The following is a 25924-nucleotide window of genomic DNA, read 5'->3' on the forward strand; positions in this document are numbered from 1 at the left end:
ACCTGAGAATCCAACCCATGGACTTTTCCCGCTTTTTCATCGACAGGCCGATTTTTGCCGCCGTCCTGTCGATTCTGATCTTTATCACAGGGTTAATCGCCATCCCGCTGCTGCCGGTGAGCGAATATCCTGACGTCGTGCCGCCAAGCGTGCAGGTGCGCGCGGAGTACCCGGGCGCCAACCCGAAAGTGATTGCCGAGACCGTGGCGACGCCGCTGGAAGAAGCCATCAACGGCGTGGAAAACATGATGTATATGAAATCCGTCGCGGGCTCGGACGGCGTGCTGGTAACCACCGTGACCTTCCGTCCGGGGACTGACCCCGATCAGGCGCAGGTTCAGGTGCAAAACCGCGTCGCGCAGGCCGAGGCGCGACTGCCGGAAGACGTGCGGCGTCTGGGTATTACCACCCAGAAACAGTCGCCGACGCTGACGCTGGTGGTGCATCTGTTTTCGCCAAACGGTAAATACGACTCCCTGTACATGCGCAACTACGCCACGCTGAAGGTGAAGGACGAGCTGGCGCGCCTGCCCGGCGTCGGCCAGATTCAGATCTTCGGCTCCGGCGAATACGCGATGCGCGTCTGGCTGGATCCCAACAAGGTGGCGTCCCGCGGCTTGACCGCTTCGGACGTGGTGACGGCGATGCAGGAGCAGAACGTACAGGTCTCTGCCGGACAGCTTGGCGCCGAGCCGCTGCCGAAAGAGAGCGATTTCCTGATCTCCATTAACGCTCAGGGCCGTCTGCACACCGAAGAAGAGTTTGGCAATATTGTGCTGAAAACGGCGCAGGATGGTTCGGTCGTTCGCCTGCGCGACGTGGCGCGTATCGAAATGGGCTCCGGCAGCTACGCGCTGCGTTCCCAGCTCAACAATAAAGACGCGGTCGGGATTGGTATCTTCCAGTCTCCGGGGGCGAACGCCATCGACCTGTCTAACGCGGTGCGCGCCAAAATGGACGAACTGTCCACGCGCTTCCCGGCGGATATGAAGTGGGCCGCACCTTACGATCCGACGGTATTTGTCCGCGACTCCATCCGTGCGGTGGTGCAAACGCTGCTGGAAGCGGTGGTGCTGGTCGTGCTGGTGGTGATCCTGTTCCTGCAAACCTGGCGCGCGTCGATCATTCCGCTGATCGCGGTGCCGGTTTCGGTGGTGGGTACCTTCAGCATTCTCTACCTGCTGGGCTTCTCGCTGAATACCCTGAGCCTCTTCGGGCTGGTGTTGGCCATCGGTATCGTGGTGGATGACGCCATCGTGGTGGTGGAAAACGTCGAGCGAAATATCGAAGAGGGGCTGGCGCCGCTTGCGGCGGCGCATCAGGCGATGCGTGAGGTGTCCGGGCCGATTATCGCAATTGCGCTGGTGCTGTGCGCGGTGTTTGTCCCGATGGCGTTTCTCTCGGGCGTGACCGGTCAGTTCTACAAGCAGTTTGCGGTGACGATCGCCATCTCCACGGTGATCTCCGCCATTAACTCGCTGACGCTTTCGCCAGCCCTGGCGGCTCTGCTGCTAAAGCCGCACGGCGCGCCGAAAGATTTTCCGACCCGGCTTATCGACCGCCTGTTCGGCTGGCTTTTCCGTCCGTTTAACCGCTTTTTCCACCGCAGCTCGAACGGCTATCAGGGGCTGGTGGGCAAAACGCTCGGACGTCGCGGCTCGGTGTTTGTCGTTTATCTGCTGCTGCTCTGCGCAGCGGGCGTGATGTTCAAAGCGGTACCCGGCGGGTTTATACCGACGCAGGACAAACTGTACCTGATTGGCGGCGTGAAAATGCCGGAAGGCTCCTCGCTGGCGCGCACCGACGCGGTGATCCGCAAAATGAGCGAGATTGGAATGAATACCGAAGGCGTGGACTATGCGGTCGCGTTTCCGGGGCTCAATGCGCTGCAGTTCACCAACACGCCGAATACCGGGACGGTCTTCTTTGGCCTGAAGCCGTTTGACCAGCGTAAACATTCCGCGGCGGAAATTAACGCGGAGATCAACGCGAAAATCGCGCAAATCCAGGAGGGCTTTGGCTTCTCCATCCTGCCGCCGCCGATTTTAGGGCTGGGCCAGGGGTCGGGCTATTCGCTGTACATTCAGGATCGCGCCGGTCTGGGCTATGGCGCGCTGCAAAACGCGGTGAATACGATGTCCGGTGCGATTATGCAGACGCCGGGGATGCATTTCCCGATCTCGACCTATCAGGCTAACGTGCCGCAGCTGGACGTGCAGGTTGACCGCGATAAGGCGAAAGCGCAGGGCGTGTCGCTGACCGATCTCTTCGGTACGCTGCAAACCTATCTGGGCTCGTCGTACGTGAACGACTTCAACCAGTTCGGGCGTACCTGGCGCGTGATGGCCCAGGCGGACGGGCAGTTCCGCGACAGCGTGGAGGATATTGCGAACTTACGCACCCGCAATAGCCAGGGCGAAATGGTGCCGATTGGCAGTATGGTGAAAATCAGTACTACCTACGGGCCGGACCCGGTGATTCGCTACAATGGCTACCCGGCGGCGGATCTGATTGGCGATGCCGACCCGCGCGTGCTCTCGTCCACGCAGGCGATGACGCAGCTCGAAGGCATGTCTAAGCAGATCCTGCCGAACGGGATGAACATTGAATGGACGGACCTGAGCTTCCAGCAGGCCACGCAGGGCAACACGGCGCTGATCGTCTTCCCGGTCGCGGTACTGCTGGCGTTCCTGGTGCTGGCGGCGCTGTATGAAAGCTGGACGCTGCCGCTGGCGGTGATCCTCATCGTGCCGATGACGATGCTCTCCGCGCTGTTCGGCGTCTGGCTGACCGGCGGCGATAACAACGTGTTCGTGCAGGTGGGGCTGGTGGTCCTGATGGGGCTGGCCTGTAAAAACGCCATTCTTATCGTGGAGTTTGCCCGCGAGCTGGAAATTCAGGGCAAAGGGATCATGGAGGCCGCGCTGGAGGCGTGCCGCCTGCGTTTACGCCCGATTGTGATGACCTCCATCGCCTTTATTGCCGGGACCATTCCGCTGATCCTCGGCCACGGCGCGGGTGCCGAAGTGCGCGGCGTCACCGGGATCACGGTGTTCTCCGGGATGCTGGGCGTGACGCTGTTTGGTCTGTTCCTGACGCCGGTGTTTTACGTGACGCTGCGTAAATTCGTAACGCGCGGGAAAAAAGAGGAAAGGGACGTTCTGCCTGCGTAGGGACGTTACAGATAATAAAAAACCGCCTTCACTGTGAAGGCGGTTTTTTTTGCACTCAAGAAAAGTTAAAGCGCTTCTTTATACTTGGCGATAAGTTCAGGCACCGGATCGCAGCCGCTGGTATCGGCCTTTTTGACCTCTTCCAGGGCGCTTGCCACGGTATGGCGGGCCAGTACCGCCAGCGAAGCCTCCTCGGCTTCTTCGGAAATCGACTTGAAGTACCAGCATGCGTTTGCGCTGACCACGCAGCGGGCCGGCACGTCAGGGCGCGACGCCCACAGCTTTTTATCTTCGATGACCGAAAGGTAGATATCGCGCAGGGTGATCTCTTCCGGAGGGCGGCCAAGATGAATAGAACCATTGCGGCCAAGCGTAGAGACGATAATGCCGTCGCGCGTGAGCGGAACCATCAGTTTGCGGATGAAGCTCGGGTTCGCTTCCAGGCCGTAGGCCAGAATCGCACTCGTCGAACGTTCACCTAATTGCTCCGCCATCGCTACGCTGAGAACCATCTGCAAAGCTGTCGGGAAGCGGTAATCTAGCATTTTTGTATCCTGGGTTGCGGTGAATCTTGTTCTTTTTGGCACCGCAGAGGTGAATAAGCAATAAACAACAATATAACAAATACGGTAATTATTTTGAAGCAATCTGCGGCATTTGCGATCGAACACCCTGTTTCGGTTTAGCTAAACGTGCGGTTTGGGAAGTCGACCGTCACCATGAGACCGCCTTCTGCTGAAGTGCTCAGGTTTACGCTGCTGTTGTGCTGCTGCGCCACCGCTTTGACGATGGCAAGCCCCAGGCCGCTTCCGCTTTGCATCTGATTCGGGTCGCGGAAAAACCTGTCGAATACGCGCTCCTGTAGTTCCGCCGGAATACCGGGGCCTGCGTCGGAAACGCGCAGCTGCGTGCAGCGATCGAGCGCACGCACGTCGACCTGAACCCGACCGCCCTCAGGGCTGTACTTCACGGCGTTCTCAATGAGGTTATCAACCAGCGACATCAGGCGTTCCCTGACGCCTGCGATCCAGATTTCATCCTCAGCGAAGAATTCCAGCTCGATCCTGCGCGCAGAGGCTAACGGTTCCAGCTCGGCCATTCGCTCCTGGATGAGCGACGTCAGCGGCACGGGCTCCATGTCCGTGTCAATGCGCGCTTCGCTGTGCATCATCAGCAGCAGCTGATTGACGAGGCGCGCAGCGCGGGTGTTGCTGCGAATAACCCCCGCAAGCAGTTCCTGCTGGCTCTCGCTGATGACCCAGGACTGCAGCGCCTCCACGTTGATGCGCATTGCCGCGAGGGGAGTCCGCAGCTCGTGTGCGGCATCGCCAATGAAAACCCGCTCCCTTTCAGCGCTTTCACGCACTCTGGCAAGGAAGTCATTGATTGCGTCCACCATCTGGCGAAGCTCCCTGTGCCTGGGAACGGCTTTTAAGGGCGAGAGATCGTCAGGCGTGCGTAACGTAATTTCATTGACCACCTTGTTCCAGGGGCGCATCGCAATGCGGATCGACATCCACGCGGGGAACAGAAGAAAAGGAATACAGACCAGCAGCGGCATGATGTAGTACCCGCGCGAGTTCAGATAGATAAAGAAGTTCCAGCCACCGGCCGGGGTGAAAAGGGTGACCTCAACGTCGGAATGAGCGGATTTAAGGGTTCGGCTGGTCCAGGTACGACCGTCACTCTGAACACGCTGCATTTCCCCCAGCCGGGTGTTGGTTACCCCCGTTGGTGCACCAGGCGATGAAAAAACAATCGCGTTATTTTTGCGCACGATGAAGTTGATTGACAGCGCGGGATCTTCACCGCCGCCATAGCCCTCCCGCAACGCTTTGCTGAACGCTGCCAGCACGGCGGTACGATCCTGCGGGCGTTCGTCCATCCGTTCGACCAGGGTAAAAAGGGTTTCGTACGTCTTGCTGCCCGTGAGAATGGGAGGGCTGCGCAGGTCCTCCCACAGAATAAAGGTTAAAAAAAGACACCACAGCAGGGTAAGCAGCAGCATCTGGGCGATGATAATTCGCCGCACCAGCGTCGGGCGTCTCAGGTGATACCAAAAGCTTCGCATTAACCGGTCACCTTCTGGACAGAGACGGTATCAATGACATACCCGACCCCACGTACCGTTCGCACATAGCCGTCGCCGATTTTCCGCCGCAAGTTACCCATATGCACGTCGAGCGCGTTGCTGAGGTTTTCTTTGTTGCCGAATATCCTTTCTTCCAGGAAGCGTCGCGTAAGCACGCGGTCTGCGCGCAGCATCAGCGTTTCAAGCAGGGCGTATTCACTGGCCGTCAGGTCAACGTGGCGCGCGCTCACCGTCACGCGACGCGTCGGCACGTGCAGAGACAGCCCGCGAATTTCAATTGCCTCATTCTCAAAACCGTAGCTGCGTCGCGCAAGGGCTCGTACTCTCGCCAGCAGCTCGGCGAGGACAAAGGGTTTGACGAGATAGTCGTCTGCGCCCGCATCCAGCCCACACAGGCGATCCTGCAGCGTCCCTCGCGCCGTCAGGATGATAACGGGGATCCCCTTAAGCTGATGGCGCAATCGCGTCATCAGACTCATGCCATCGCCATCGGGAAGCCCCAGGTCGAGCAAAATAAGTTCGGGCACGCAGACGTTAAGCTGATGCAGCGCATCCTCTTTCCGGCGAACCCATATAACGTCAAATCCCTGATCTGAGAGGGCGATACGTACGCCGTTGCCGAGATCCAGGTCGTCTTCAATAAGTAGAATTTTCACATTAGTTACTGTATCGGCAGTGAATGAAGAACATCTTAAGAAAAAAACGGTATCAGGTAATCTGTCCGGTTTACAGCACCCGCGCGCGCTTCAGTCTTTCTTCATTTTCGGCTCATAAGAACCTTAGGGTCAGTATTCAAAATGGGCGTTCTGGCGTTTAACCGCCTGCATCGTCATCATTTGAATCCATAAGGACTTCCTTAATGAGAAACATCGAACTGCGTCGTACGTTCCCCCATTTATTCCCGGGCCGCCGCCTGAAAAACATCGTACCGGGCATCGTGTTGGCCCTACTGGCCTCCCCAACGCTGGCGGCAGAGCAGGGCCAGGGCAATGTGTTAACCCTCGGGGGCGGCGTGGACGTCGCGCCACGCTATTCGGGTTCAGATAAAACCCGCGTCAGCGCGGCGCAGGTGGTGGATTACTCCATGGCCAATGGTTTTTTTATCGGCACCACGCGGGGGATCGGTTACGGCAATAACATCGGCAACCTGGATTACAGCGCGGCGCTGAGCTATCGCATAGGCCGTAAAGATAAAGACGTGAGCAGCGATTCGATCAGCTCCGGCAGCGACGAGCTGCGTGGGATGGGCGAGATAAAAGGCTCGGCTATCGTGGTGCCCGGGCTGGGATACAGGGTGACCGACTGGCTTAATCTGCAGCTGCAGGCTGAGGTTCCGGTTTCTGAGAGAGACAATGGTGAGGCGGTACACTTCGGCATTTCCAGTCCGCTCTATACTTCACCAAATAATGCGGTCACGCTGGCGCTGACCGGCAGCTGGGGATCCGACAAGTATATGCAAACGTACTATGGGGTCAGCGCCGCCCAGTCGGCCGCATCGGGATTTGCCCGACATGACGCCGGTGCCGGAATTTATGCGTATTCGCTGAATCTTGACTGGACCCACAGGCTCACCTCACGCTGGAGCGTGCTTGCCGCAGCGGGCGTGACGCAGCTGGCGGGAGATGCCGCCGACAGCCCGATTGTGCATCGCAAGACGTCGCCTACGGGAAGTTTGAAGGTGACGTATAGCTTTTGACTGTTGGTTGCGGCTGCTTAACGTTTTGAGCACGCACTTACGCTAATCTGAGCCGCTCCGGTTTCGAGAACGGGGCGGTCCGCATTGCTGGCGACCGTCTCAAACCTCATGCTTTAATTATGCAGTAACAGCACTGCACTCGCGGTTGAAGGATTTATCTAAAACTCCATTGCGCTGTAATGACAAATACGGAGGGTATGATAATACCCACATCCATTCCAAAATAAGATGTAAAATTATACTGGAATCCATGGTATATGTAGGGAGAAAATCCTATTCCTGTCGCTTTTTTAAAATCATGGTATGAGCCGTGGTCGCCACAATCATCGAAAGTATCAAAGAAAAATTCACCTACATAGCCATAGATTCCTTTAAAAACCCAACCGTTATCCCATCCGGCCCAATCTCTTCTTACGCCGGCAGCCAGGCATCTGTCATTGAAGCTGTTTTTCATTGTGCCGAGCACCACGCTGTATTTCGACGTATCTGAGAATTTCCTCTCCACGGATATAAATTTATTTTCAAAGTTCTCCGTATATTGTCCGCGATTATGTGTCAGATGATAAACGTATGAGCCAGTGTTTATTGAATACAAATTTATTTCATCTGCAGAGCAATGCAATGTAATCAGATAAAAAACTCCGCACCACAGCCATACGGGGTATCTTTTCCAGCCTATCTGCTTATGCGGAATATTATCCATATTCGCTCACTCTATCTAACGTACTGAAATTATAAGAGGTAATTTTGGGGCTGCAGCAGTATAAACTTTAGCATACATACGGAAACTTGTGATACTCACGTCACGGGTTGGGGGGCTGAGATGACCTTACAGAACATGTTCCGCAACCCATTCCTCCACGCTCTTACAAGGGGCAAATGCAGCCTTTTTCTGGCCTCTTAATTCATAGACGCTGAGGTATAATGTCTGCTCAGATAAACGGCAAAAAGGATATGAAAAAATGCTGACTTATATCACTGTAGGTACAAATGACCTTCAGCGCTCCGTGGCGTTTTATGACGCTGTTATTAAAGTGCTTGGCTATTCACGTCTGCCAGCCTGGACAGAGGAGTGGGCAATGTGGGGAGATGAAAATAATCCGGATGAGGGGTTCAGCTTTTGTATTTGTCCACCTTTTGACGGGCATCCCGCAACGGCTGGAAACGGGACAATGTTCGCATTCAGGGCAGAAAACGCGGACCTTGTCAGACGGTTCCATGCAGCAGGACTTCTTGCGGGTGGAAAGAATGAAGGCGCGCCGGGTACACGACCCGCGTACGGCCCCGATTTTTATGTTGCCTATCTGCGCGATCCCGATGGGAATAAGCTGGCATGCGTTTGTCAGCATTACTCTCCTGAAGCTGAGACGTAATCATCTCAATAATACTTTAGTCGGCGCTGCGGGCAAGCTCATTTAATGTTTGATCATAAACCCTGTGATAGTTAACGCTCTTGATAATCTGCGCACCGAGAGATTCATAAAACTTCTGTGCCAACGGATCTGCCGCCACCGATAACCAGTCGAGTTGCAAACAGCCGCGCTCCTTGGCGCGGTTGGCTATAAACCCCATAAGCTTTCTCCCCATTCCTTTTCTTCTGAAAGGAGCAGAAACAAAAAGCTCTTTGATAAACATTTGCCCACTGAAACGCGGTGAGGGGTACAGCACAGATATACATGAAAACGCAGCGATGACTCCATCACAAACCACTTTGTGAACCTCTGTACTGGAGTCGGCAGCAAAGACCTTTTCCTTCAGATATAAGGACATTTCACGCCTGGTCAAGCAAAGCTTCGGGTTATAGTAAGTTTCCATCTCAATAAAAATATCCGTTAAATCATCATACTCGTATGGTTTACAGATGGTGATGTTCATGTATACCTCTATGAGCGAAGACCGGATTTCCATCCTGCGAAACGAGGTCATTCTAACGTGACCGGCAATAATGAAAACAGATCATGGCTACTTTCAATTCAGCCGATGGCCGCTTCTGACATGAAGCTATCCGCGCATGTCGAAGCGGGATTTTTGAAAATCTCTATAAACTTCCGGATTGCTGAAGGCCGGGAATTTGGCTTTTTGGGCGGCTGACATTATCGCTTCGCAGTAGGCTCTATTACCGTTGCTGGTTGAGATATTTAAAGGCGTGCCATCCGGAGCAAATTCAATATGCAACCTGCAGTTTTTCCCTTTCCAGTTTTGCGGCTCTTCAATTTCGGCATTGATTGCCGCCCTGATTGCCCGCGCCTGCGCGCCCCATTCATCCCGATCGTCCCAGCGTCCTGAACCGCAATTACCCGTTGCCGTGGTCTTATGGCAACCGGAAGGGTGTAGCGGTGCGCATCCCGCGGCCAGGTTCACCAGTAGAGTCACCATCGCGATTTTCTTTACTGCCTGAGACATTTCCATTTCTTACCCCGCAATCCATTTAAGTTTCAGTAATATTTATATATTCTTCCGTATTTCCTGATCTCTTTTCAACTACCAATAACGGGTCACAGCGTCGGCGACCTGGCTGCCGGCTCCACCTTCGGCTAATCGGTCGTTTTTGAACTATGTTTAACACCAATCAAAGTAGTTAAGTATTTACAGGACCCGAGCGGCGGGGCCTCCGACCGGAGCATTTGAAAGCCAGAACCTCACTTAAAAGTGTGCCAACATTTCGCGGGTAATATTCATGTCCGGAGAATAACGTGTTCGGAAAGCTATTGTTGAACTACATGCCTGGGTTACAAAATTTGTTAGCCTACGATAAAAGCTGGCTAAAAGATGATGTTAAAGCCGGGTTATCCGTTGCGGCTGTCGCGCTACCCGTTGCTATTGCTTATGCTGAGCTGGCGGGGGTTGGGGCAATAGTAGGGCTGTATTCCTGCGTTTTACCGATGATAGCTTACGCACTGTTTGGCTCTTCACGTCAGCTTATTGTGGGCCCTGATGCCACGACCTGCGCGGTGATTGCGGCCGTCGTGTTTCCTCTTTCTGCGGGAAATCCTGAACTGCACTGGCAGCTGACGATCGTCATGACATTGATGATGGGCGGATGGTGCCTGCTTGCCAGTAAATTTCGCCTGGGCGCGCTTGCCGATCTGCTTTCTCATCCCATTCTTACGGGGTTGCTTAATGGCGTAGCCGTGACGATTATTGTCGGGCAATTAGGCAAGGTTTTGGGGATAAAGCTAGATGAAGCCCAGGTTATTGAGAAAATAATGGCTTTGCCAGGCCGAATTTCAGACAGCCATTTATTAACGATAGGAATATCGCTAGTAACGTTAATTATTTTAATGGTTATTAAAACGTATCGTCGCCACTGGCCAGCACCTTTGATTGCCATAGTCATAACAACGGCACTGGTATGGGGAACCTCTGCGCAACAGTACGGTATTGCCACCATTGGAGGAGACGGCTTCCAGCCGGGTTTACCTGTCGTTCACTGGGGAGCGTTCCAGCCTGGTCCCATGCGTGATTTAGTCATCCCGGCGCTGAACCTGGCCTTGGTCAGTTTTGTCAGCCTGATGCTGACCGCCCGCAGTTTCGCCGCGAAAAATGGCTATGAAATCAATGCTGATGCAGAGTTCCGGGCACTGGGTATCGCAAACCTCATGTCGGGATTATCTCAGGGGTTTGCTATCAGTGGCGCCGATTCCCGAACCGCGGTAAATGATTCCGCCGGGGGGAAAAGTCAGCTGGTTTCCGTAGTCGCAGCCTTACTCATCGGCATCGTGGTGATATTTTTCACTCAGCCACTGCAGTTTATTCCGGTATCTGCATTGGGTATCGTTCTGATGTACGCATCGTGGTCATTAATTGATTTACGTGGGCTATGGAACCTGAGGCGAAGAAATAAACAGGCATTTCGCCTGGCCTTCTTCACGTTTGGCTGTGTTTTAATTATCGGCGTTATCCAGGGGATCGGCCTTGCGGTGTTGCTTGGCCTGCTACAATTCCTGCGCACCGTGTTTCGTCCTTCTGAGCACTTACTGGGAATTGACGAAGATGGAATGATTCACTCATTAGGTAATACAACCGATATTAAAATGGTTCCGGGCGTGCTGATGTATCGATTTAACTCACCGTTGACCTATTTTAATGTGGCTTATTTTAAACGCCGGGTGTTGAACTTAGTTGATGGTGCAGCGTTACAGCCTAAATGGGTGATTATTGATGCCGTGGCTTGCTTCACCTATTCAGACATCAGCGTCCTGGCAACCATAAATGAGCTAAAGCGCGACCTGAAAGCTCGGCAGGTGACGTTAATCCTGGCGGGCAGGAAAACGGAACTAACGCGCTGGTTTAAAGATAGTCGGCCAACAATGAATGATGATGACATGATTCTTGCGCCAGATCTTTATCTGGCACTCCGGTTCATTCAAAGCAAAGAGAGTGCGAGTGAATCGGGTGCAGAGGTGTAAACCAAATTCGGGTAGAAGGCTTGCTCGCCACCCGCGAGCAAGCCACACCCCTTAGCGATAGAGCGTCTTTTCCGCAACCGGAATAAGTAACGCAGAATGCCAGTCTGCGAGCGTCAGCTGCGCAAGCTGACCCAGCGCGGTATAAAACGGGTGCCCGGCCTTGTCGACAAACACCGAGAGGAAGCGTGTGCTCCACGGCAGCAAGTGCCAAGCAAGAAGCTGAGAGCACTCCGCTTCGCGGCCATTCTCGGCCAGCCACGCCGCCAGCAGCAGCAGGGTACCGAAATGATCTTCCGGCTCATTCTGCTGCATCTCAAAAGCAATGCTGTTTTCCCGCATCCACTGGCGCAGTGCGAGGGTCGAGTCGCCAAACAGTACGGATTCGCGGTCAAGCCAGACGGAACCCCATGGCGGAGCGGGCAGGGCATAAGGGCCAATAAACAGCCGTTGCCAGGCGTCCGTCAGCGGCTCATCGGCAGGCGTGGCAAAGGATTCGGCAACGGGCAGCAGCGATTCCGGCGGCAGGGGCCAGTCCTGAACCCAGTCGCCAGCGGTGAGAGCCTGCACCAGCGGCGCAGCCTGCTCGCTGTCGGGTGAAAAATAAAACAGCGCGCCCAGTACGCGGGCGCTAAACGCGAACGATTCACGCTGTGAGACGTCTTTCATTACATCTTCCTTGCTCGCGCGGATTTCACCCGTGCGACTGTGTTAAGCCAATTTATAGACCATAGAATAAACCACGGTCATGCGCTTCACTTTCTAGACCTTCTCGATCTGCACCAGATTGGTGTGCTGCGGGTTGCCTTTTGCCAGCGGCGACGGACGGTGCGTGGTCAGGGTATTGATGCATGACCCGTGGTCGATGCGGTCACCGTTCATATTGGCGTCGTGCCAGGCGCCCTGGCCCATGGCGCTCACGCCGGGCATGATGCGCGGCGTGACTTTCGCTTCAATTCTCACCTCACCGCGATCGTTAAAGACGCGCACCGTATCACCGTTCTTAATGCCGCGTTTTTCGGCATCAACAGGATTAAGCCAGACCTCCTGACGGCAGGCCGCTTTCAGCACGTCGACGTTGCCGTAGCTTGAGTGGGTACGGGCCTTGAAGTGAAAGCCAAACAGCTGCAGCGGGAACTGCTCGCGTTCGGGCGCATCCCAGCCGTCAAACGTCGAGGCGTAGACGGGCAGCGGGCTGATGGTTTCATCTTTTTCCAGTTCCCAGCTGGCGGCAATGTCCGCCAGCTTGCTGGAGTAAATTTCAATCTTGCCCGACGGCGTTTTCAGCGGATTAGCTTCCGGGTTCTCGCGGAATTTCTTATAGGCCACAAAGTGCCCGTTTGGATCTTTGCGCTTATAAATGCCCATTTTTTTCAGTTCGTCATAGGACGGCAGCTTGGGGTCTTTTTCGAGCATTTTGGCATACAGGTACTGCAGCCACTGCTCCTGCGTGCGTCCTTCGGTGAATTTCTGATGGACATCCGGGCCGAGGCGTTTCGCCACTTCGCTCATGATCCAGTAGATGGGCTTGCGTTCAAACTTCGGCGCGGTCACGGGCTGAAGGAAAATCAGGTAGCCCATGTTCCCGGCGTAATCGTTAGGAATGATGTCTTCCTGCTCGACGGTCATCAGGTCCGGCAGCAGGATATCGGCGTACTTCGCCGACGACGTCATGAAGTTATCGATGACGACGATCGTTTCGCACTTGCTTTCATCCTGCAGGATGTCGTGGGTTTTATTGATATCGGAGTGCTGGTTGATGATGGTGTTGCCCGCGTAGTTCCAGATGAACTTAATCGGCACATCCAGCTTATCCTTGCCGCGCACGCCGTCGCGCAGGGCGGTCATCTCCGGCCCGCGGGCGATGGCGTCCGTCCAGCTAAAGCAGGAAATTTGCGTTTTGACCGGGTTTTCCGGTAGCGGCATACGCTCGATGGTAATGGTGTACGTCGACTCACGCGCGCCGCTGTTACCACCGTTGATGCCTACGTTTCCGGTCAGGATTGGCAGCATCGCGATCGCGCGGGAGGTCAGTTCCCCGTTCGCCTGACGCTGTGGCCCCCAGCCCTGGCAGATATAGGCCGGTTTTGCGGAGCCAATTTCGCGCGCAAGCTTAATGATGCGATCGGCGGGGATGCCCGTAATGCGGGAGGCCCACTCAGGGGTTTTCGCCGTATTGTCCTCACCCTGACCGAGAATATACGCTTTGTAGTGACCGTTAGCGGGCGCGCCTTCCGGCAGCGTTTTTTCGTCGTAGCCAACGCAGTATTTATCCAGGAACGGCTGGTCGACCAGATTTTCGTCGATCAAGACCCAGGCGATACCCGCCACCAGCGCGGCATCGGTGCCCGGACGAATAGGGATCCATTCATCTTCACGTCCGGCGGCGGTGTCGGTGTAGCGCGGGTCGATAACGATCATGCGCGCGTTTGAGCGCTCGCGAGCCTGCTCCAGATAGTACGTAATCCCGCCGCCGCTCATGCGCGTTTCCGCCGGGTTATTGCCGAACATGACCACCAGTTTGGTGTTTTCGATGTCGGACGTACTGTTACCATCGTTGCTGCCGTAGGTGTAGGGCATCGCGCAGGCGATTTGCGCCGTGCTGTAGGTGCCGTAGTGGCTCAGGAAGCCGCCGTAGCAGTTCATCAGGCGTGCCACCAGTGAAGCATAAGGTGAGGAGCGGGTGATGTTGCCACCGACAATGCCGGAGGAGTAGTTGATGTAAACCGCTTCGTTGCCGTATTTGGCCACCACGTCTTTCAGGCTGGCGGTGATGATGTTCAGCGCTTCATCCCATGTGATGCGCTCAAACTTGCCTTCACCGCGTTTGCCCACGCGTTTCATCGGGTAGTTCAGGCGGTCAGGATGGTTAATGCGACGGCGAATAGAACGTCCGCGCAGGCATGCGCGCACCTGATGGTTACCGTAAATATCCTCGCCGGTGTTGTCCGTTTCGACCCAGTATACTTCGTCGTCCCGAACGTGCAGTCGCAATGCGCAGCGGCTGCCGCAGTTGACCGAGCAGGCACCCCAGACCACTTTATCTTCGGCAGCGTTCATGGCACTTTGCACCGCGGCGGCAGCGCGTTTCACGCCAAAGGGCAACGACAAACCGCCGGCGGCAAGCGCCAGAGAACCTATGGCTGTAGATTTCACGAGTGTTCGACGGCTAATTCCGCCGTGATGTTCAGTATCGGACATGGCTCACCCCATCATTATAATTGCGTATTATTTTTCCCGTAATTACAACCGGGCTAATGATGGGGTGAGTGTTACTTATTTGGGGGTATGAGATCTTAATCCTCATCAAATCAACGGGGATTGAGGGTAAATTACTGAGCGTCCGCAGCCCCGCTGCCAGTACGGGTGTACAAAATTTTAAAGGTGTCGTTAGCACAATGGCCCACCACCTGCGTGCCCGGCTGGTCGGCCTGGTCGTTCGGCACAATGCTCAGCGTAAAGCCTGATTCCGGCACGCCGTTGTTGATAATTTTCTGCTGAATGTCGTTTTTCACGCGCTCGCAGGAATCCGGCGCCGCCAGCGCGGCCGTTGAGGCACTCATTAACAGCAGGGCGGTAATCCAGGGTAACCGTTTCATCTGTAGCTCCTTTTCTCTGTGTGTAGATTAATTTTAGCAGGCTTCGTGTAAACAACTGTATTTGCTAATATGATTGGGAATAATCTCTCTGTACGGTAATGAATGTGAAGAAATACGCAGCGATAACGCTACTGGCAGCAGCACTGGTGGGGTGCGACAACAGCTCCGCGCCGCTGTCGTTTACGCCCGAGATGGCGAGCTTTTCGAACGAATTTGATTTTGATCCTCTGCGCGGCCCGGTCAAAGACTTTACCCAGACGCTGTTCAACGAGAAGGGTGAAGTGTCCAAACGGATTGCCGGCACCGTGTCGGCGGAAGGGTGTTTTGATACGCTGGAGCTGCATGACCTGGAGGCCAACACCGGCGTGGCGCTGGTGCTGGATGCCAATTACTACCTTGATGCGGAAACCCAGCAGCGGAAAGTGAAGCTGCAGGGGAAATGCCAGCTGGCAGAACTGCCGTCAGCCGGCGTGACGTGGGATACCGACGACAACGGTTTTGTGGTGGCGGCGCACGGCAAAGAGATGGAAGTGAAATATCGCTACGATGCGGACGGCTATCCGCTGGGCAAAACCACCGTCTCCGGGGATCAGCATCTTTCCGTCCAGGCCACGCCGTCTAAAGACGTGCGCAAGAGAATGGATTACTCGGCAGTCAGCATGCTGAACGACAAGCCGCTGGGTAACGTGACGCAGAGCTGCGACTACGATCGCCACAATAATCCGGTGAGCTGCGATCTGACCATCACGGACGATAGCGTCAAACCCGCCGTGGAGCGCAAGTACACCATCAAAAACACGATCGAATATTACTGAGAGTAAAGCCGCGCAGGTTACTTCGCCCGGCGGCGCTAAGCTTGCACGGGCCTACATATTTTGCACAGTGTAGGCCGGGTAAGCAAAGCGCCACCCGGCAAGAAAGACAACTCGATTGTTGATGACAGGGTTTGTCATTCATCTCACTGCGCGGTAGGTTTCAGCAGGCTGGCACCTGACGGTTTGTGTCCGGCCAGGTGCTGATGCTGGAAGATGCACATGCGAATGGTATTGCGGTATTCACCGTTGATAAAGAACTCGTGAATCAGCTCACCTTCCACCATAAAGCCCAGCTTGCGGTAGATATGGATCGCTTTCTCGTTCTCTTTGTCCACAATCAGGTAAAGCTTGTAGAGATTCAGAACGTTGAATCCGTAATCCATTGCCAGCTTCGCCGCCCGTGAGGCAAGGCCTTTTCCCTGATGCTCAGGGGAGATGATGATCTGGAACTCTGCCCGGCGGTGAACGTGGTTGATTTCAACCAGCTCCACAAGACCGGCTTTTTCGCCTTCACACTCCACCACAAAACGCCGTTCGCTCTGATCGTGAATGTGCTTATCGTAGAGATCGGACAGCTCGACAAAGGCCTCGTAAGGCTCTTCGAACCAGTAGCGCATTACGCTGGCATTGTTGTCGAGCTGGTGGACAAAGCGCAGGTCTTCACGCTCCAGCGGGCGGAGCTTAATGTCACAGGGAGCCGACATTATGGAGCTACCGTACGGCCAGTGCGGCGATCCAGGCAGCGCAGGGTGTTAGGCTCCCAGTAAGCGTTGACGTTTGCGCTTTGCTGACACTTATCGCGCGCGTCAAAAGCGACATCTTCCTTGTCCCACTCTTTTTCAGCACGTTTGTTAACCTTCTGACGAAGGTTACGGGTGTCATTCCATTGTTCTTTGTCCATGGCGGCGTTCTGACGGCTCTGCGCGCTGTCACCAGACTCAATAATGAGCTTGCTGGTTTCCGCTGTCGCAGAGGCGGCAAAGGCGAACGATGACAGCGCCAGCACGGCTGTCAGACAAAGGCGTTTGCTTAATGTGGTCATAGCGTTTCCTTTTAAATGGGTGCAGATAATCAAGTTACCCCGTACAGATTCTACACCAAAGCGAAATCACGGCATACCCGCGGAGCAAGTATGGAAAAGTAAAGGGCATCATCAGGTATGATGTCTAAATAAATCCTCACCTGATGTGAAATATGCTTAAAACGACGCTGCTTTTTTTTGCCACCGCGCTCTGCGAAATCATCGGCTGCTTCCTGCCCTGGCTCTGGCTGAAGAAGGGGGGAAGCGCATTACTGCTGATCCCGGCGGGCGTTGCGCTGGCCCTATTCGTCTGGCTGTTAACGCTGCATCCGGCGGCCAGCGGCCGCGTTTATGCGGCTTACGGCGGGGTCTATGTCTGTACGGCGCTGCTGTGGTTACGCGTGGTGGACGGCGTCAGGCTCAGCGCGTACGACTGGGCCGGCGCGCTGATTGCCCTGTGCGGTATGCTGATTATTGTGGCGGGATGGGGGCGGGCCTGAGCCACCGGATTTTGTGATCGTTCGCTGATTTTATGATCGTTATACTTGTATGGTAGTAGGGTTGGTGGGTAAATTTCCAGCATCACAACGAACGATGTAAGGAAAGGAATTATGAAGATTGTCGCGGCTGACGTGTTTGTTACCTGCCCGGGGCGGAACTTTGTCACCCTAAAAATCACCACCGATGAGGGGATTGTCGGCCTCGGTGACGCTACGCTGAACGGTCGCGAGCTCTCCGTGGCCTCTTACCTGAAGGATCACCTTTGCCCCCAGCTGATTGGCCGCGATGCGCACCGCATTGAAGATATCTGGCAGTTTTTCTATAAGGGCGCTTACTGGCGACGCGGCCCGGTCACCATGTCGGCCATCTCCGCCGTGGATATGGCGCTGTGGGACATCAAAGCCAAAGCCGCCAACATGCCGCTTTATCAGCTGCTTGGCGGAGCCTCCCGTGAAGGAGTGATGGTCTACTGTCACACTACCGGCCACACCATTGACGACGTGCTGGAAGATTACGCCCGCCATAAAGAAATGGGCTTTAAGGCGATCCGCGTGCAGTGCGGCGTGCCGGGCATGAAAACCACCTACGGTATGGCCAAAGGGAAAGGGCTGGCCTATGAGCCTGCGACCAAAGGCGACTGGCCGGAAGAGCAGCTCTGGTCCACCGAAAAATACCTCGATTTCACACCGAAGCTGTTCGACGCGGTGCGCAATCAGTTCGGCTTCAACGAGCATCTTCTGCACGACATGCACCACCGCCTGACGCCGATCGAAGCGGCGCGCTTCGGCAAGAGCATTGAGGAATTCCGCATGTTCTGGATGGAGGACCCAACGCCGGCGGAGAACCAGGCCTGCTTCCGTCTTATCCGCCAGCACACCGTCACGCCAATTGCGGTGGGCGAAGTGTTCAACAGCATCTGGGACTGCAAGCAGCTTATAGAAGAGCAGCTTATCGACTATATCCGCACCACCATTACCCACGCGGGCGGGATCACCGGGATGCGTCGCATCGCGGACTTCGCTTCGCTCTACCAGGTGCGTACCGGCTCACACGGCCCGTCGGATCTGTCGCCAGTGTGCCACGCGGCCGCGCTGCATTTCGACCTGTGGGTACCGAACTTTGGCGTGCAGGAATATATGGGCTATTCCGAACAGATGCTGGAGGTCTTCCCGCACAGCTGGCGGTTTGATAATGGCTATATGCATCCGGGCGACAAGCCGGGCCTGGGCATCGAATTTGATGAAAAACTGGCAGCGAAGTATCCGTACGATCCTGCCTATCTGCCGGTCGCCCGCCTTGAAGACGGCACGCTGTGGAACTGGTAAACGAGGAGCGAACGATGAAAAGCGTAGTGATTCAACAGCCGAACCAGCTGGTTATTGAAGAGCGTCCACTCCCGCTGCCGGGCGCAGGTGAAGTGCGCGTTAAGGTTAAACTGGCCGGGATTTGCGGTTCAGACAGCCACATCTACCGCGGGCATAACCCGTTTGCGAAGTATCCGCGCGTCATCGGCCATGAGTTTTTTGGCGTGATTGACGCCGTGGGCGAGGGCGTTGACAGCGCGCGCCTGGGCCAGCGCGTCTCGGTCGATCCGGTGATCAGCTGCGGGCACTGCTACCCGTGCTCCGTGGGTAAGCCTAACGTCTGCACCTCGCTGGTGGTGCTGGGCGTTCACCGCGACGGCGGGTTCAGCGAATATGCAGCAGTGCCCGCTAAAAATGCCTGGCCCATCCCGGATGCGATCCCGGATAAACACGCCGTCATGGTTGAGCCCTTCACTATTGCCGCCAACGTGACTGGGCAGGCCAGTCCCACTGAACAGGACGTTGCGCTGATTTACGGCGCGGGCCCGATGGGGCTGGTCACCGTTCAGGCGCTGAAGGGCGTCTACAAGGTGAAGCAGGTTATCGTGGTTGACCGCATAGACGAACGGCTGGCGATGGCACAGCGCAGCGGCGCAGACTGGGTCTTGAATAACTGCGAGCAGTCGCTGCAGGCCGCGCTGGACGAAAAAGGCATTAAACCGACGTTAATCATTGATGCTGCCTGCCATCCGACGATTTTGCAGGAGGCGGTAACCCTCGCTTCTCCGGCGGCGCGCATCGTGCTGATGGGCTTCTCCAGCGAGCCGAGCCAGGTCGTTCAGCAGGGCATCACCGGCAAAGAGCTGGCGATATTCTCCTCGCGCCTGAATGCCAACAAATTCCCGGTCGTCATCGACTGGCTGGAAAAGGGGCTAATCGACCCCGAAAAACTGGTTACCCATACCTTTGACTATCAACACGTTACAGACGCCATCGAACTGTTTGAGAAAGACCAGCGGCAGTGCTGCAAAGTGTTACTCACGTTCGGCCAATAATCCTATAAGCGGTTAAGAGCCTGCGCAGACAGGCTCTAAGTGGTACGCATCTTACCTTTCAGAGATAGCCATTATGACGCAAGCACAACCTCAAAGAACCACCTCCGATCTGGTGAAAGCCGCCGTTTCCGGCTGGCTGGGCACCGCCCTGGAGTTTATGGACTTTCAGCTTTACTCGCTGGGGGCGGCCCTGGTCTTCCATGAGATCTTCTTCCCGGAACAGTCTGCCGCGATGGCGCTGATCCTGGCGATGGGAACTTACGGCGCGGGCTATATTGCGCGCATCGTCGGGGCCTTTATTTTCGGCCGAATGGGCGACAGCATCGGCCGCAAGAAGGTGCTGTTTATCACCATCACCATGATGGGGATCTGCACCACGCTGATTGGCGTTCTGCCGACCTACGCGCAGATCGGTATTTTCGCCCCGGTTCTGCTGGTAACGCTGCGTATTATTCAGGGGCTGGGTGCCGGGGCCGAGATCTCCGGGGCCGGGACCATGCTGGCGGAGTATGCGCCAAAAGGAAAACGCGGCATCATCTCCTCGCTGGTGGCGATGGGCACCAACTGCGGGACGCTGAGCGCAACGGCTATCTGGGCCATTATGTTCTTTGCCCTCGACCGCGAACAGCTGCTCGCCTGGGGCTGGCGCGTGCCGTTCCTCGCCAGCGTTGTGGTGATGATTTTCGCTATCTGGCTGCGAATGAACCTGAAAGAGAGCCCGGTCTTCGAGAAAGTAAATGACGAAGAACGCGCGGTGCCGGACACCTCGCTGGGCTCAATGGTGAAAAGTAAATCCTTCTGGCTGGCGACCGGACTGCGGTTTGGTCAGGCGGGTAACTCGGGGCTGATCCAGACCTTCCTCGCCGGGTATCTGGTCCAGACGCTGCTGTTCGATAAAGCCATCCCTACCGACGCGCTGATGATCAGCTCCATTCTCGGGTTTATCTCCATCCCGCTGCTGGGCTGGCTTTCTGATAAAGTTGGGCGCCGTTTGCCGTACATTATCCTCAATATCTCGGCCATTATTCTCGCCTATCCGATGCTGTCGATCATCGTCGATAAAAGCTATGCGCCGGGAACGATCATGCTCTCTATCATCGTTATCCATAACTTCGCCGTACTGGGGCTGTTTGCGCTGGAAAATATCACCATGGCGGAGATGTTTGGTTCACGGAATCGCTTTACCCGCATGGCTATCTCAAAAGAGGCGGGCGGTCTGGTGGCGGTGGGCTTTGGTCCGGTGCTGGCGGGGATCTTCTGCAATATGACCGGCTCCTGGTGGCCCATTGTTGCCATGCTGGTGGCCTATTCCGTGATTGGGCTGATCTCGGCGCTCCTGATGCCAGAGGTGCGCGACCGTGATTTGAGTCTTGCAGAAGACGCTGCGGAACACACGGCGCAGCAGGGGTTATCCCAACGCAGCACGCGATTCATTTAACCTCTTTTTGGCAGGAACAAACACATGGTGAGTTCAGTTGATGTAAACAATGAAGTGGATAACACCCCTGTTATCAAGCGCGTGGCGACCGCTTCGGCGATTGGTACCGCGGCCGAGTATTACGACTTCTTTGCCTATGGCACGGCCGCGGTGCTGTTTTTCGGTCATCTTTTTTTCCCGAGCAGCGACCCGCTGATTAGCACGCTTGCCGCCTTCGCAACCTATGCGGTGGGCTTCCTGGCTCGTCCTGTCGGCGGCATTGTGTTCGGTCATATCGGCGACAAAGTCGGACGTAAAAAAGCGCTGGTAATGACTATCCTGATCGTCGGGCTAGGGACATTTTGTATCGGCCTTCTGCCTACGTATGAAAAAATTGGCATCTGGGCGCCGGTGTTACTGATTTTGATCCGCATACTGCAGGGATTTGGCGTGGGCGGCGAACAGGCGGGCGCGGTCCTGATGACGGCAGAATACTCCACGCCCAAACGACGCGGATTCTTTGCCAGCTGGGTACAGGTGGGGGCGCCGGCGGGTTTTCTGCTGCCGATGGCCTTGTTTGCCTTGCTCAACATCGTCCTGACGCCTGAAGAGATGATGAGCTACGGCTGGCGCATTCCGTTCCTACTCAGCGCGGTGCTGGTGCTGGTTGGTTTGTTTATTCGTCTGCGCATCGATGAGTCACCGGTGTTTGCCAAAATCCGTGAGACCAAAGCCGTAGAGTCTCGCCCGGTGATAGAAGTGGTACGAGATTATCCGGGCATTGTGGCAAAAGGCGTTTGTGCCAAGCTAATCGAAGCCTGCACGTTCGCGATGTTTACGGTTATCGTGCTGGCCTACGGGAAAGCCAACGGTCTCAGCGCCACGATCCTGATGGAAACGATGATCGTCGCTGTTCTGCTGGAGATTTTTGCGATTCCGCTCATGGGTGCGCTCAGCGACAGGATTGGCCGCAAGCCGGTTTACATTATGGGTGCACTTCTGCAGGTAGTGGCTATCGTGCCGTTCTTTATGGCTATCAATCAGGACAGCTACTGGCTGACGCAAATAGCGATGATTGCCGTGATTACCTTCGGCCACAGCATGTGCTATGCCCCGCAGGCATCCTATTTTCCGGAACTGTTCCCGACCCATATCCGCTGTAGCGGCATTGCGCTGATCTGGCAGGTGGGCTCGCTGATTGGCAGCGGCGTTCTCGGCCTGGTGGCGGTTAAAATATTGCAAATGACGCACGGCCACTACTATGGCATGGCGGCCTACGTGATTGTCCTTGGCGCGATCTCGGTGGTGGGCCTGTTGACCCTGCCTGAAACTGCGCCTCGTCGGCGCGAGAGCGAGTATCAGGAGTGGGGAAAACATTAAGTTCAGAAGAGAGGTTTTGGTTTATATCTTTTGAAACCTGTCACACAGCTTGATGTTTATGTCACACCACATGACCAAAAGTTAATATAAATCAAAATCACAAACGGCATTATCAGTATGGTGGATGGCAGCAATCTCTTACCTCGACTGCCATTCTAGTTGGTGTAGTCAGCAGACGCTGCCGCTTCACAAAAAGCGGCAGCGATCCACAGCTTTCTAATTAACGAGTCATAATCATGGAAAACACGTTATTACAGGCCAGGGCGACGCTGCCTCAGTACGATCGCAACAGCCTTAAAGCACGCATTGTTCATTTAGGGTTTGGCGCTTTTCACCGCGCGCATCAGGCAGTGTATGCCGACATTCTCGCGGCTGAACACAGAAGCGACTGGGGCTACTGTGAAGTAAACCTGATTGGCGGCGAGCAGCAGATTGCCGATCTGAACGCGCAGGATAAGCTCTATACCGTGGCGGAAATGTCCGCCGATGCGTGGACATCCCGCGTGGTTGGCGTCGTCAAAAATGCGCTGCATGCGCAGGTCGACGGGCTCGAGACCGTGCTGGCCGCGATGTGCGAACCGCAGGTGGCGATTGTCTCGCTGACCATCACCGAGAAAGGGTACTGTCATTCGCCGGCGACCGGACAACTGATGCTCGATCACCCGTTTATCGTTGCCGACCTGCAAAACCCGCACCAGCCAAAATCCGCGCCTGGCGTGGTCGTTGAAGCGCTGGCGCGGCGCAAGGCGGCGGGCCTGCCTGCGTTCAGCGTGATGTCCTGCGACAACATGCCGGAGAACGGCCACGTGATGCGCAACGTGACGTGCGCTTACGCTCGTGCGGTAGACGGCGAGCTGGCGGATTGGATCGAAGCTCACGTTACCTTCCCGTCCACCATGGTGGATCGTATCGTGCCCGCGGTTACGTCCGATACGCTGGATAAAATCGAACAACTGACCGGCGTACGCGATCCCGCCGCGGTGGCCTGTGAACCGTTCCGCCAGTGGGTGATTGAAGATAACTTTGTCGCCGGGCGTCCCGAATGGGAAAAGGCCGGAGCCGAGCTGGTGTCGGACGTCATTCCGTTTGAAGAGATGAAGCTGCGCATGCTCAACGGCAGCCACTCGTTCCTGGCGTACCTGGGCTATCTGGCGGGTTATCAGCATATCAACGAGTGCATGGAAGATGAGAACTACCGCGTCGCCGCCCACGAGCTGATGCTTAACGAGCAGGCGCCAACCTTAAAAGTGAAAGGCGTTGATCTAGCGCGCTATGCCGATCTGCTGATTGCCCGCTACAGCAACCCGGCCCTGCGCCACCGAACCTGGCAAATTGCAATGGACGGCAGCCAGAAGCTTCCACAGCGTATGCTGGATTCGGTGCGCTGGCACCTCGTGCATCAGAAACCTTTCCCGCTGCTGGCGCTGGGCGTGGCCGGCTGGATGCGCTATGTCGGCGGCGTGGATGAGCAGGGTAACGCCATCGACGTGAGCGACCCGCAGTTGGCGGTTATTCAGGCGGCAGTGAAGGGAAGTACGGAGGGGGAAAGTCGAGTCAACGCGCTGCTCGGCATCGAGGCCATCTTCGGCAAAGAATTACCGCAGGAATCAGTCTTTGTTGATGCGGTGATGAAGGCATACCAGACTTTACTGCAAAAGGGCGCGAAAGCGACCGTGGCCCAGTACGTGTCTCAACGGTAATTCGGCACATGCCGCCGTGCGCGGCGGCATGTCTGCACGCGGTTTAGTGCATGCCCAGGCGAATCAGCTCGATCGGTTCGAACTTACCTTCGCATCCTTCCACTTCCACCGTTTTACTACGACGCACCTGCTCGGCATTGAGACCGTCGCTGTGGATCGCTTTAATCACGCCGAACTGGTTTGTGCCGCTGATCATGACGCGGCTGCCAGTGGTGATTGCATTGCGGTTACGGTCGTATGTCATCATGGTATTTTCTCCTCTCTAACCTGTTCGTTACGGCGCTATTTCAGGTTTGCCGTTCACGGGGCATATAAATACGCCTGTCCGCGCTTCATTTTTTTGTTTTTGATCAAACTCACACTTTTTTCTTTATTGTGCCGGGCGCTGACCGTTCACGACGGTAATTTACAAACCAGACAGTTATTTTCTTTTACTGATAGTTTCGACAGGGAAGCGTTGAGGGTTGGTTTATATTCCCGGTGTCATGCTGGGTTCAGGAAATAACCCTTCATCGGAATAAGGAGTCAGGCTTATGTATAAGAAGATTTTGATGCCTGTTGATGTGTTTGAAATGGATTTGAGCGACAAAGCGGTGCGCCACGCGGCTAACCTTGCGAAGGCTGAGGGCGCCTCGATTACCCTGGTCAACATTCTGCCTGCCAGCAGTCGGTCTCTGCTGCGGGGATTCAATGCCGATATTAAAAAGTTTGAAGAGTATATGACCGCAGAATCCGGGAAGAAAATGAACGAGCTTAAAAGGCTGTTCGATATCTCCCCTGAGAATATTCACAGCATGGTTCGCTTTGGCAACGTCCGCGATGAGATCATCAAGCTCAGCAAAGAGGGAGAATATGACGTCATCGTCATCGGGTCGAAAAATCCGAGCATCACTACGCATTTGCTGGGCTCAAATGCCGAAACAATCCTGCGCTACGCCACTATTCCGGTATTAGTCGTTCGCTAACCCTGTCGCCGCGCCCGAAAGGGGGCGGCGTAATATTACTCTTCGCTAAACCACTCGCTATTTTCCTGACGAATAAGCTGCACGGACTCGCTAATTTCCTGCAGGTGCAGCGTCATCGCTTTTTCCACGCCGTCCTGGTCGCGTTTTTCAAGCGCGCTGAAAATATCATGATGCTGCCGGAGCAGCATTTCCGGGGGAGAGACGTGATCGAGACTCATGTAACGCACGCGGTCGATGGTGGCCTTGATGTTTTCGATGGTGTCCCAGGCCAGCTGGCAATCCGCAATTTGCGCCAGTTTCTGGTGGAATTCATCATCAAGCTGGAAGAAGTCATTGAGCTGCTTGCGGTCAATCGCAATGCGCTGCTGATGGAGGTTCTGCTCCAGCAGGTAACACTGGTTGTCGTTGATGAGCGCCGCGGCGCGCCGCGCCACCGCGCATTCAATGGCCTGACGAACGAAACACCCGTTACGAACCTGAGAAAGTGAAATTTTGTTCACGTAGCTACCGCGCTGCGGGCGGATCTGAATCAGACCGTTTTCCGCAAGCTTAATAAAGGCTTCACGCACCGGCTGGCGGGAAACGTCAAAACGCACGGACACCTCTTTTTCAGAGAGCGGCGTTCCCGGCGGGATCAGGCAGTGGACAATATCACGTCGCAAAATGCGATAGATTTGCTGGTTAACGGGCTGGGTAGGATTAAGTTGCGATTCAGCGGCCATGAGTTGTCATTTCTCAGAGAGTTAGCCTGAACATACTACCATTCTTTTATGACCCGAAACAGACCCGGCCCGCAGGCC

25 protein-coding genes are annotated in these 25924 nt (G+C 55.3%); 12 read left to right on the forward strand and 13 right to left on the reverse strand.

Annotated elements, in window-relative coordinates:
- Positions 1-17 precede the first annotated feature (17 nt).
- A complete protein-coding gene (gene oqxB / locus AC3WOK_RS04020) occupies positions 18-3173 on the forward strand; it encodes a multidrug efflux RND transporter permease subunit OqxB (RefSeq protein ID WP_059311305.1) in 3156 nt (1051 codons plus the stop codon).
- Between the two features lie 65 nt (positions 3174-3238).
- Here oqxB and oqxR read toward each other — a convergent pair whose 3' ends face one another.
- From oqxR to AC3WOK_RS04035, 3 genes are all read right to left on the reverse strand, one after another.
- On the reverse strand, positions 3239-3718 hold the full coding sequence (gene oqxR, locus AC3WOK_RS04025; RefSeq protein WP_047348690.1) for an efflux pump transcriptional repressor OqxR: 480 nt from the start codon (positions 3716-3718) through the stop codon (positions 3239-3241).
- A gap of 137 nt (positions 3719-3855) precedes the next feature.
- Positions 3856-5244 carry a sensor histidine kinase gene (locus AC3WOK_RS04030; RefSeq protein WP_059311306.1) on the reverse strand — a complete coding sequence of 463 codons (1389 nt, stop codon included), beginning with the start codon at positions 5242-5244 and terminating at the stop codon, positions 3856-3858.
- Positions 5244-5921: a response regulator gene (locus AC3WOK_RS04035; RefSeq protein WP_059311307.1), complete on the reverse strand. Its 678-nt coding sequence runs from the start codon at positions 5919-5921 to the stop codon at positions 5244-5246. Before AC3WOK_RS04035 ends, AC3WOK_RS04030 begins: the two co-directional genes overlap by 1 nt.
- Positions 5922-6124: 203 nt before the next feature.
- On the opposite strand from AC3WOK_RS04035, the gene AC3WOK_RS04040 reads away from it, so the two are divergent.
- Positions 6125-6961 carry a MipA/OmpV family protein gene (locus AC3WOK_RS04040; protein ID WP_059311308.1) on the forward strand — a complete coding sequence of 279 codons (837 nt, stop codon included), beginning with the start codon at positions 6125-6127 and terminating at the stop codon, positions 6959-6961.
- 154 nt (positions 6962-7115) lie between these two features.
- Here AC3WOK_RS04040 and AC3WOK_RS04045 read toward each other — a convergent pair whose 3' ends face one another.
- Entirely contained in the window at positions 7116-7664 is a 549-nt protein-coding gene (locus AC3WOK_RS04045) for a hypothetical protein (protein ID WP_235836414.1), read from the reverse strand.
- 259 nt (positions 7665-7923) lie between these two features.
- Here AC3WOK_RS04045 and AC3WOK_RS04050 point away from each other — a divergent pair, with 259 nt between their 5' ends.
- The gene (locus AC3WOK_RS04050; RefSeq protein ID WP_063431519.1) at positions 7924-8334 is read left to right on the forward strand and encodes a VOC family protein; all 411 of its coding nucleotides are present in this window, start codon (positions 7924-7926) and stop codon (positions 8332-8334) included.
- A gap of 16 nt (positions 8335-8350) precedes the next feature.
- On the opposite strand, the gene AC3WOK_RS04055 is transcribed toward AC3WOK_RS04050, so the two are convergent.
- A complete protein-coding gene (locus tag AC3WOK_RS04055) occupies positions 8351-8836 on the reverse strand; it encodes a GNAT family N-acetyltransferase (protein ID WP_063431517.1) in 486 nt (161 codons plus the stop codon).
- Between the two features lie 126 nt (positions 8837-8962).
- Positions 8963-9364, reverse strand: coding sequence for a cell envelope integrity TolA C-terminal domain-containing protein (locus AC3WOK_RS04060; RefSeq protein WP_492353985.1), 402 nt, complete (start codon positions 9362-9364; stop codon positions 8963-8965).
- Positions 9365-9654: 290 nt separating this feature from the next.
- Between AC3WOK_RS04060 and AC3WOK_RS04065 the strand changes: the two genes are divergently transcribed.
- The gene (locus AC3WOK_RS04065; protein WP_063956145.1) at positions 9655-11370 is read left to right on the forward strand and encodes a SulP family inorganic anion transporter; all 1716 of its coding nucleotides are present in this window, start codon (positions 9655-9657) and stop codon (positions 11368-11370) included.
- Between the two features lie 51 nt (positions 11371-11421).
- Here AC3WOK_RS04065 and dmsD read toward each other — a convergent pair whose 3' ends face one another.
- From dmsD to AC3WOK_RS04080, 3 genes are all read right to left on the reverse strand, one after another.
- Positions 11422-12036, reverse strand: coding sequence for a Tat proofreading chaperone DmsD (dmsD, locus tag AC3WOK_RS04070; RefSeq protein ID WP_492353986.1), 615 nt, complete (start codon positions 12034-12036; stop codon positions 11422-11424).
- Positions 12037-12129: 93 nt separating this feature from the next.
- Entirely contained in the window at positions 12130-14568 is a 2439-nt protein-coding gene (ynfE, locus tag AC3WOK_RS04075; protein ID WP_063956149.1) for a selenate/tellurate reductase subunit YnfE, read from the reverse strand.
- Between the two features lie 131 nt (positions 14569-14699).
- Entirely contained in the window at positions 14700-14966 is a 267-nt protein-coding gene (locus AC3WOK_RS04080) for a DUF1161 domain-containing protein (protein WP_492353987.1), read from the reverse strand.
- Positions 14967-15064: 98 nt separating this feature from the next.
- Between AC3WOK_RS04080 and AC3WOK_RS04085 the strand changes: the two genes are divergently transcribed.
- Positions 15065-15781, forward strand: a complete 717-nt coding sequence (locus AC3WOK_RS04085; RefSeq protein ID WP_047348679.1) for a YnfC family lipoprotein — start codon at positions 15065-15067, stop codon at positions 15779-15781.
- A gap of 143 nt (positions 15782-15924) precedes the next feature.
- On the opposite strand, the gene speG is transcribed toward AC3WOK_RS04085, so the two are convergent.
- Together speG and AC3WOK_RS04095 are read right to left on the reverse strand one after the other, a co-directional pair.
- On the reverse strand, positions 15925-16485 hold the full coding sequence (speG, locus tag AC3WOK_RS04090; protein ID WP_047348678.1) for a spermidine N1-acetyltransferase: 561 nt from the start codon (positions 16483-16485) through the stop codon (positions 15925-15927).
- Complete coding sequence (locus AC3WOK_RS04095) at positions 16485-16823, reverse strand: DUF1283 family protein (protein ID WP_047348677.1); 339 nt, start codon at positions 16821-16823, stop codon at positions 16485-16487. The genes speG and AC3WOK_RS04095 overlap by 1 nt, the downstream gene beginning before the upstream one ends.
- Positions 16824-16975: 152 nt before the next feature.
- Between AC3WOK_RS04095 and AC3WOK_RS04100 the strand changes: the two genes are divergently transcribed.
- From AC3WOK_RS04100 to AC3WOK_RS04125, 6 genes are all read left to right on the forward strand, one after another.
- Complete coding sequence (locus AC3WOK_RS04100; protein ID WP_023330304.1) at positions 16976-17302, forward strand: YnfA family protein; 327 nt, start codon at positions 16976-16978, stop codon at positions 17300-17302.
- Between the two features lie 111 nt (positions 17303-17413).
- Positions 17414-18628, forward strand: a complete 1215-nt coding sequence (manD, locus tag AC3WOK_RS04105; protein ID WP_059311316.1) for a D-mannonate dehydratase ManD — start codon at positions 17414-17416, stop codon at positions 18626-18628.
- 14 nt (positions 18629-18642) lie between these two features.
- Positions 18643-19662, forward strand: a complete 1020-nt coding sequence (locus tag AC3WOK_RS04110; protein WP_447855548.1) for a Zn-dependent oxidoreductase — start codon at positions 18643-18645, stop codon at positions 19660-19662.
- A 73-nt stretch (positions 19663-19735) separates the two neighbouring features.
- Positions 19736-21100, forward strand: coding sequence for an MFS transporter (locus AC3WOK_RS04115; RefSeq protein WP_063431505.1), 1365 nt, complete (start codon positions 19736-19738; stop codon positions 21098-21100).
- 24 nt (positions 21101-21124) lie between these two features.
- On the forward strand, positions 21125-22459 hold the full coding sequence (locus AC3WOK_RS04120; protein ID WP_059311319.1) for an MFS transporter: 1335 nt from the start codon (positions 21125-21127) through the stop codon (positions 22457-22459).
- Between the two features lie 236 nt (positions 22460-22695).
- Complete coding sequence (locus AC3WOK_RS04125; protein ID WP_492353988.1) at positions 22696-24159, forward strand: mannitol dehydrogenase family protein; 1464 nt, start codon at positions 22696-22698, stop codon at positions 24157-24159.
- Between the two features lie 43 nt (positions 24160-24202).
- Here AC3WOK_RS04125 and ydfZ read toward each other — a convergent pair whose 3' ends face one another.
- Entirely contained in the window at positions 24203-24406 is a 204-nt protein-coding gene (gene ydfZ, locus AC3WOK_RS04130; protein ID WP_025757991.1) for a putative selenium delivery protein YdfZ, read from the reverse strand.
- Between the two features lie 286 nt (positions 24407-24692).
- On the opposite strand from ydfZ, the gene AC3WOK_RS04135 reads away from it, so the two are divergent.
- Positions 24693-25124 carry a universal stress protein gene (locus AC3WOK_RS04135; RefSeq protein ID WP_059311321.1) on the forward strand — a complete coding sequence of 144 codons (432 nt, stop codon included), beginning with the start codon at positions 24693-24695 and terminating at the stop codon, positions 25122-25124.
- 35 nt (positions 25125-25159) lie between these two features.
- On the opposite strand, the gene AC3WOK_RS04140 is transcribed toward AC3WOK_RS04135, so the two are convergent.
- Positions 25160-25846, reverse strand: coding sequence for a GntR family transcriptional regulator (locus tag AC3WOK_RS04140; RefSeq protein ID WP_047348670.1), 687 nt, complete (start codon positions 25844-25846; stop codon positions 25160-25162).
- Positions 25847-25924 lie beyond the last annotated feature (78 nt).

Source organism: Enterobacter sp. FW301-JW81, from assembly GCF_058788735.1.

What these genes read in the sequence shown, in the direction of transcription:
- AC3WOK_RS04030 (WP_059311306.1), bottom strand. Translation starts at nt 5,244, where the DNA reads ATGCGAAGCTTTTGGTATCACCTGAGACGCCCGACGCTGGTGCGGCGA.
- oqxB (WP_059311305.1), top strand. Translation starts at nt 18, where the DNA reads ATGGACTTTTCCCGCTTTTTCATCGACAGGCCGATTTTTGCCGCCGTC.
- AC3WOK_RS04140 (WP_047348670.1), bottom strand. Translation starts at nt 25,846, where the DNA reads ATGGCCGCTGAATCGCAACTTAATCCTACCCAGCCCGTTAACCAGCAA.
- AC3WOK_RS04095 (WP_047348677.1), bottom strand. Translation starts at nt 16,823, where the DNA reads ATGACCACATTAAGCAAACGCCTTTGTCTGACAGCCGTGCTGGCGCTG.
- speG (WP_047348678.1), bottom strand. Translation starts at nt 16,485, where the DNA reads ATGTCGGCTCCCTGTGACATTAAGCTCCGCCCGCTGGAGCGTGAAGAC.
- AC3WOK_RS04120 (WP_059311319.1), top strand. Translation starts at nt 21,125, where the DNA reads ATGGTGAGTTCAGTTGATGTAAACAATGAAGTGGATAACACCCCTGTT.
- oqxR (WP_047348690.1), bottom strand. Translation starts at nt 3,718, where the DNA reads ATGCTAGATTACCGCTTCCCGACAGCTTTGCAGATGGTTCTCAGCGTA.
- AC3WOK_RS04100 (WP_023330304.1), top strand. Translation starts at nt 16,976, where the DNA reads ATGCTTAAAACGACGCTGCTTTTTTTTGCCACCGCGCTCTGCGAAATC.
- AC3WOK_RS04040 (WP_059311308.1), top strand. Translation starts at nt 6,125, where the DNA reads ATGAGAAACATCGAACTGCGTCGTACGTTCCCCCATTTATTCCCGGGC.
- AC3WOK_RS04050 (WP_063431519.1), top strand. Translation starts at nt 7,924, where the DNA reads ATGCTGACTTATATCACTGTAGGTACAAATGACCTTCAGCGCTCCGTG.
- ydfZ (WP_025757991.1), bottom strand. Translation starts at nt 24,406, where the DNA reads ATGATGACATACGACCGTAACCGCAATGCAATCACCACTGGCAGCCGC.
- AC3WOK_RS04055 (WP_063431517.1), bottom strand. Translation starts at nt 8,836, where the DNA reads ATGAACATCACCATCTGTAAACCATACGAGTATGATGATTTAACGGAT.
- AC3WOK_RS04080 (WP_492353987.1), bottom strand. Translation starts at nt 14,966, where the DNA reads ATGAAACGGTTACCCTGGATTACCGCCCTGCTGTTAATGAGTGCCTCA.
- AC3WOK_RS04110 (WP_447855548.1), top strand. Translation starts at nt 18,643, where the DNA reads ATGAAAAGCGTAGTGATTCAACAGCCGAACCAGCTGGTTATTGAAGAG.
- AC3WOK_RS04085 (WP_047348679.1), top strand. Translation starts at nt 15,065, where the DNA reads ATGAATGTGAAGAAATACGCAGCGATAACGCTACTGGCAGCAGCACTG.
- dmsD (WP_492353986.1), bottom strand. Translation starts at nt 12,036, where the DNA reads ATGAAAGACGTCTCACAGCGTGAATCGTTCGCGTTTAGCGCCCGCGTA.
- manD (WP_059311316.1), top strand. Translation starts at nt 17,414, where the DNA reads ATGAAGATTGTCGCGGCTGACGTGTTTGTTACCTGCCCGGGGCGGAAC.
- AC3WOK_RS04115 (WP_063431505.1), top strand. Translation starts at nt 19,736, where the DNA reads ATGACGCAAGCACAACCTCAAAGAACCACCTCCGATCTGGTGAAAGCC.
- AC3WOK_RS04060 (WP_492353985.1), bottom strand. Translation starts at nt 9,364, where the DNA reads ATGTCTCAGGCAGTAAAGAAAATCGCGATGGTGACTCTACTGGTGAAC.
- AC3WOK_RS04125 (WP_492353988.1), top strand. Translation starts at nt 22,696, where the DNA reads ATGGAAAACACGTTATTACAGGCCAGGGCGACGCTGCCTCAGTACGAT.
- AC3WOK_RS04045 (WP_235836414.1), bottom strand. Translation starts at nt 7,664, where the DNA reads ATGGATAATATTCCGCATAAGCAGATAGGCTGGAAAAGATACCCCGTA.
- ynfE (WP_063956149.1), bottom strand. Translation starts at nt 14,568, where the DNA reads ATGTCCGATACTGAACATCACGGCGGAATTAGCCGTCGAACACTCGTG.
- AC3WOK_RS04135 (WP_059311321.1), top strand. Translation starts at nt 24,693, where the DNA reads ATGTATAAGAAGATTTTGATGCCTGTTGATGTGTTTGAAATGGATTTG.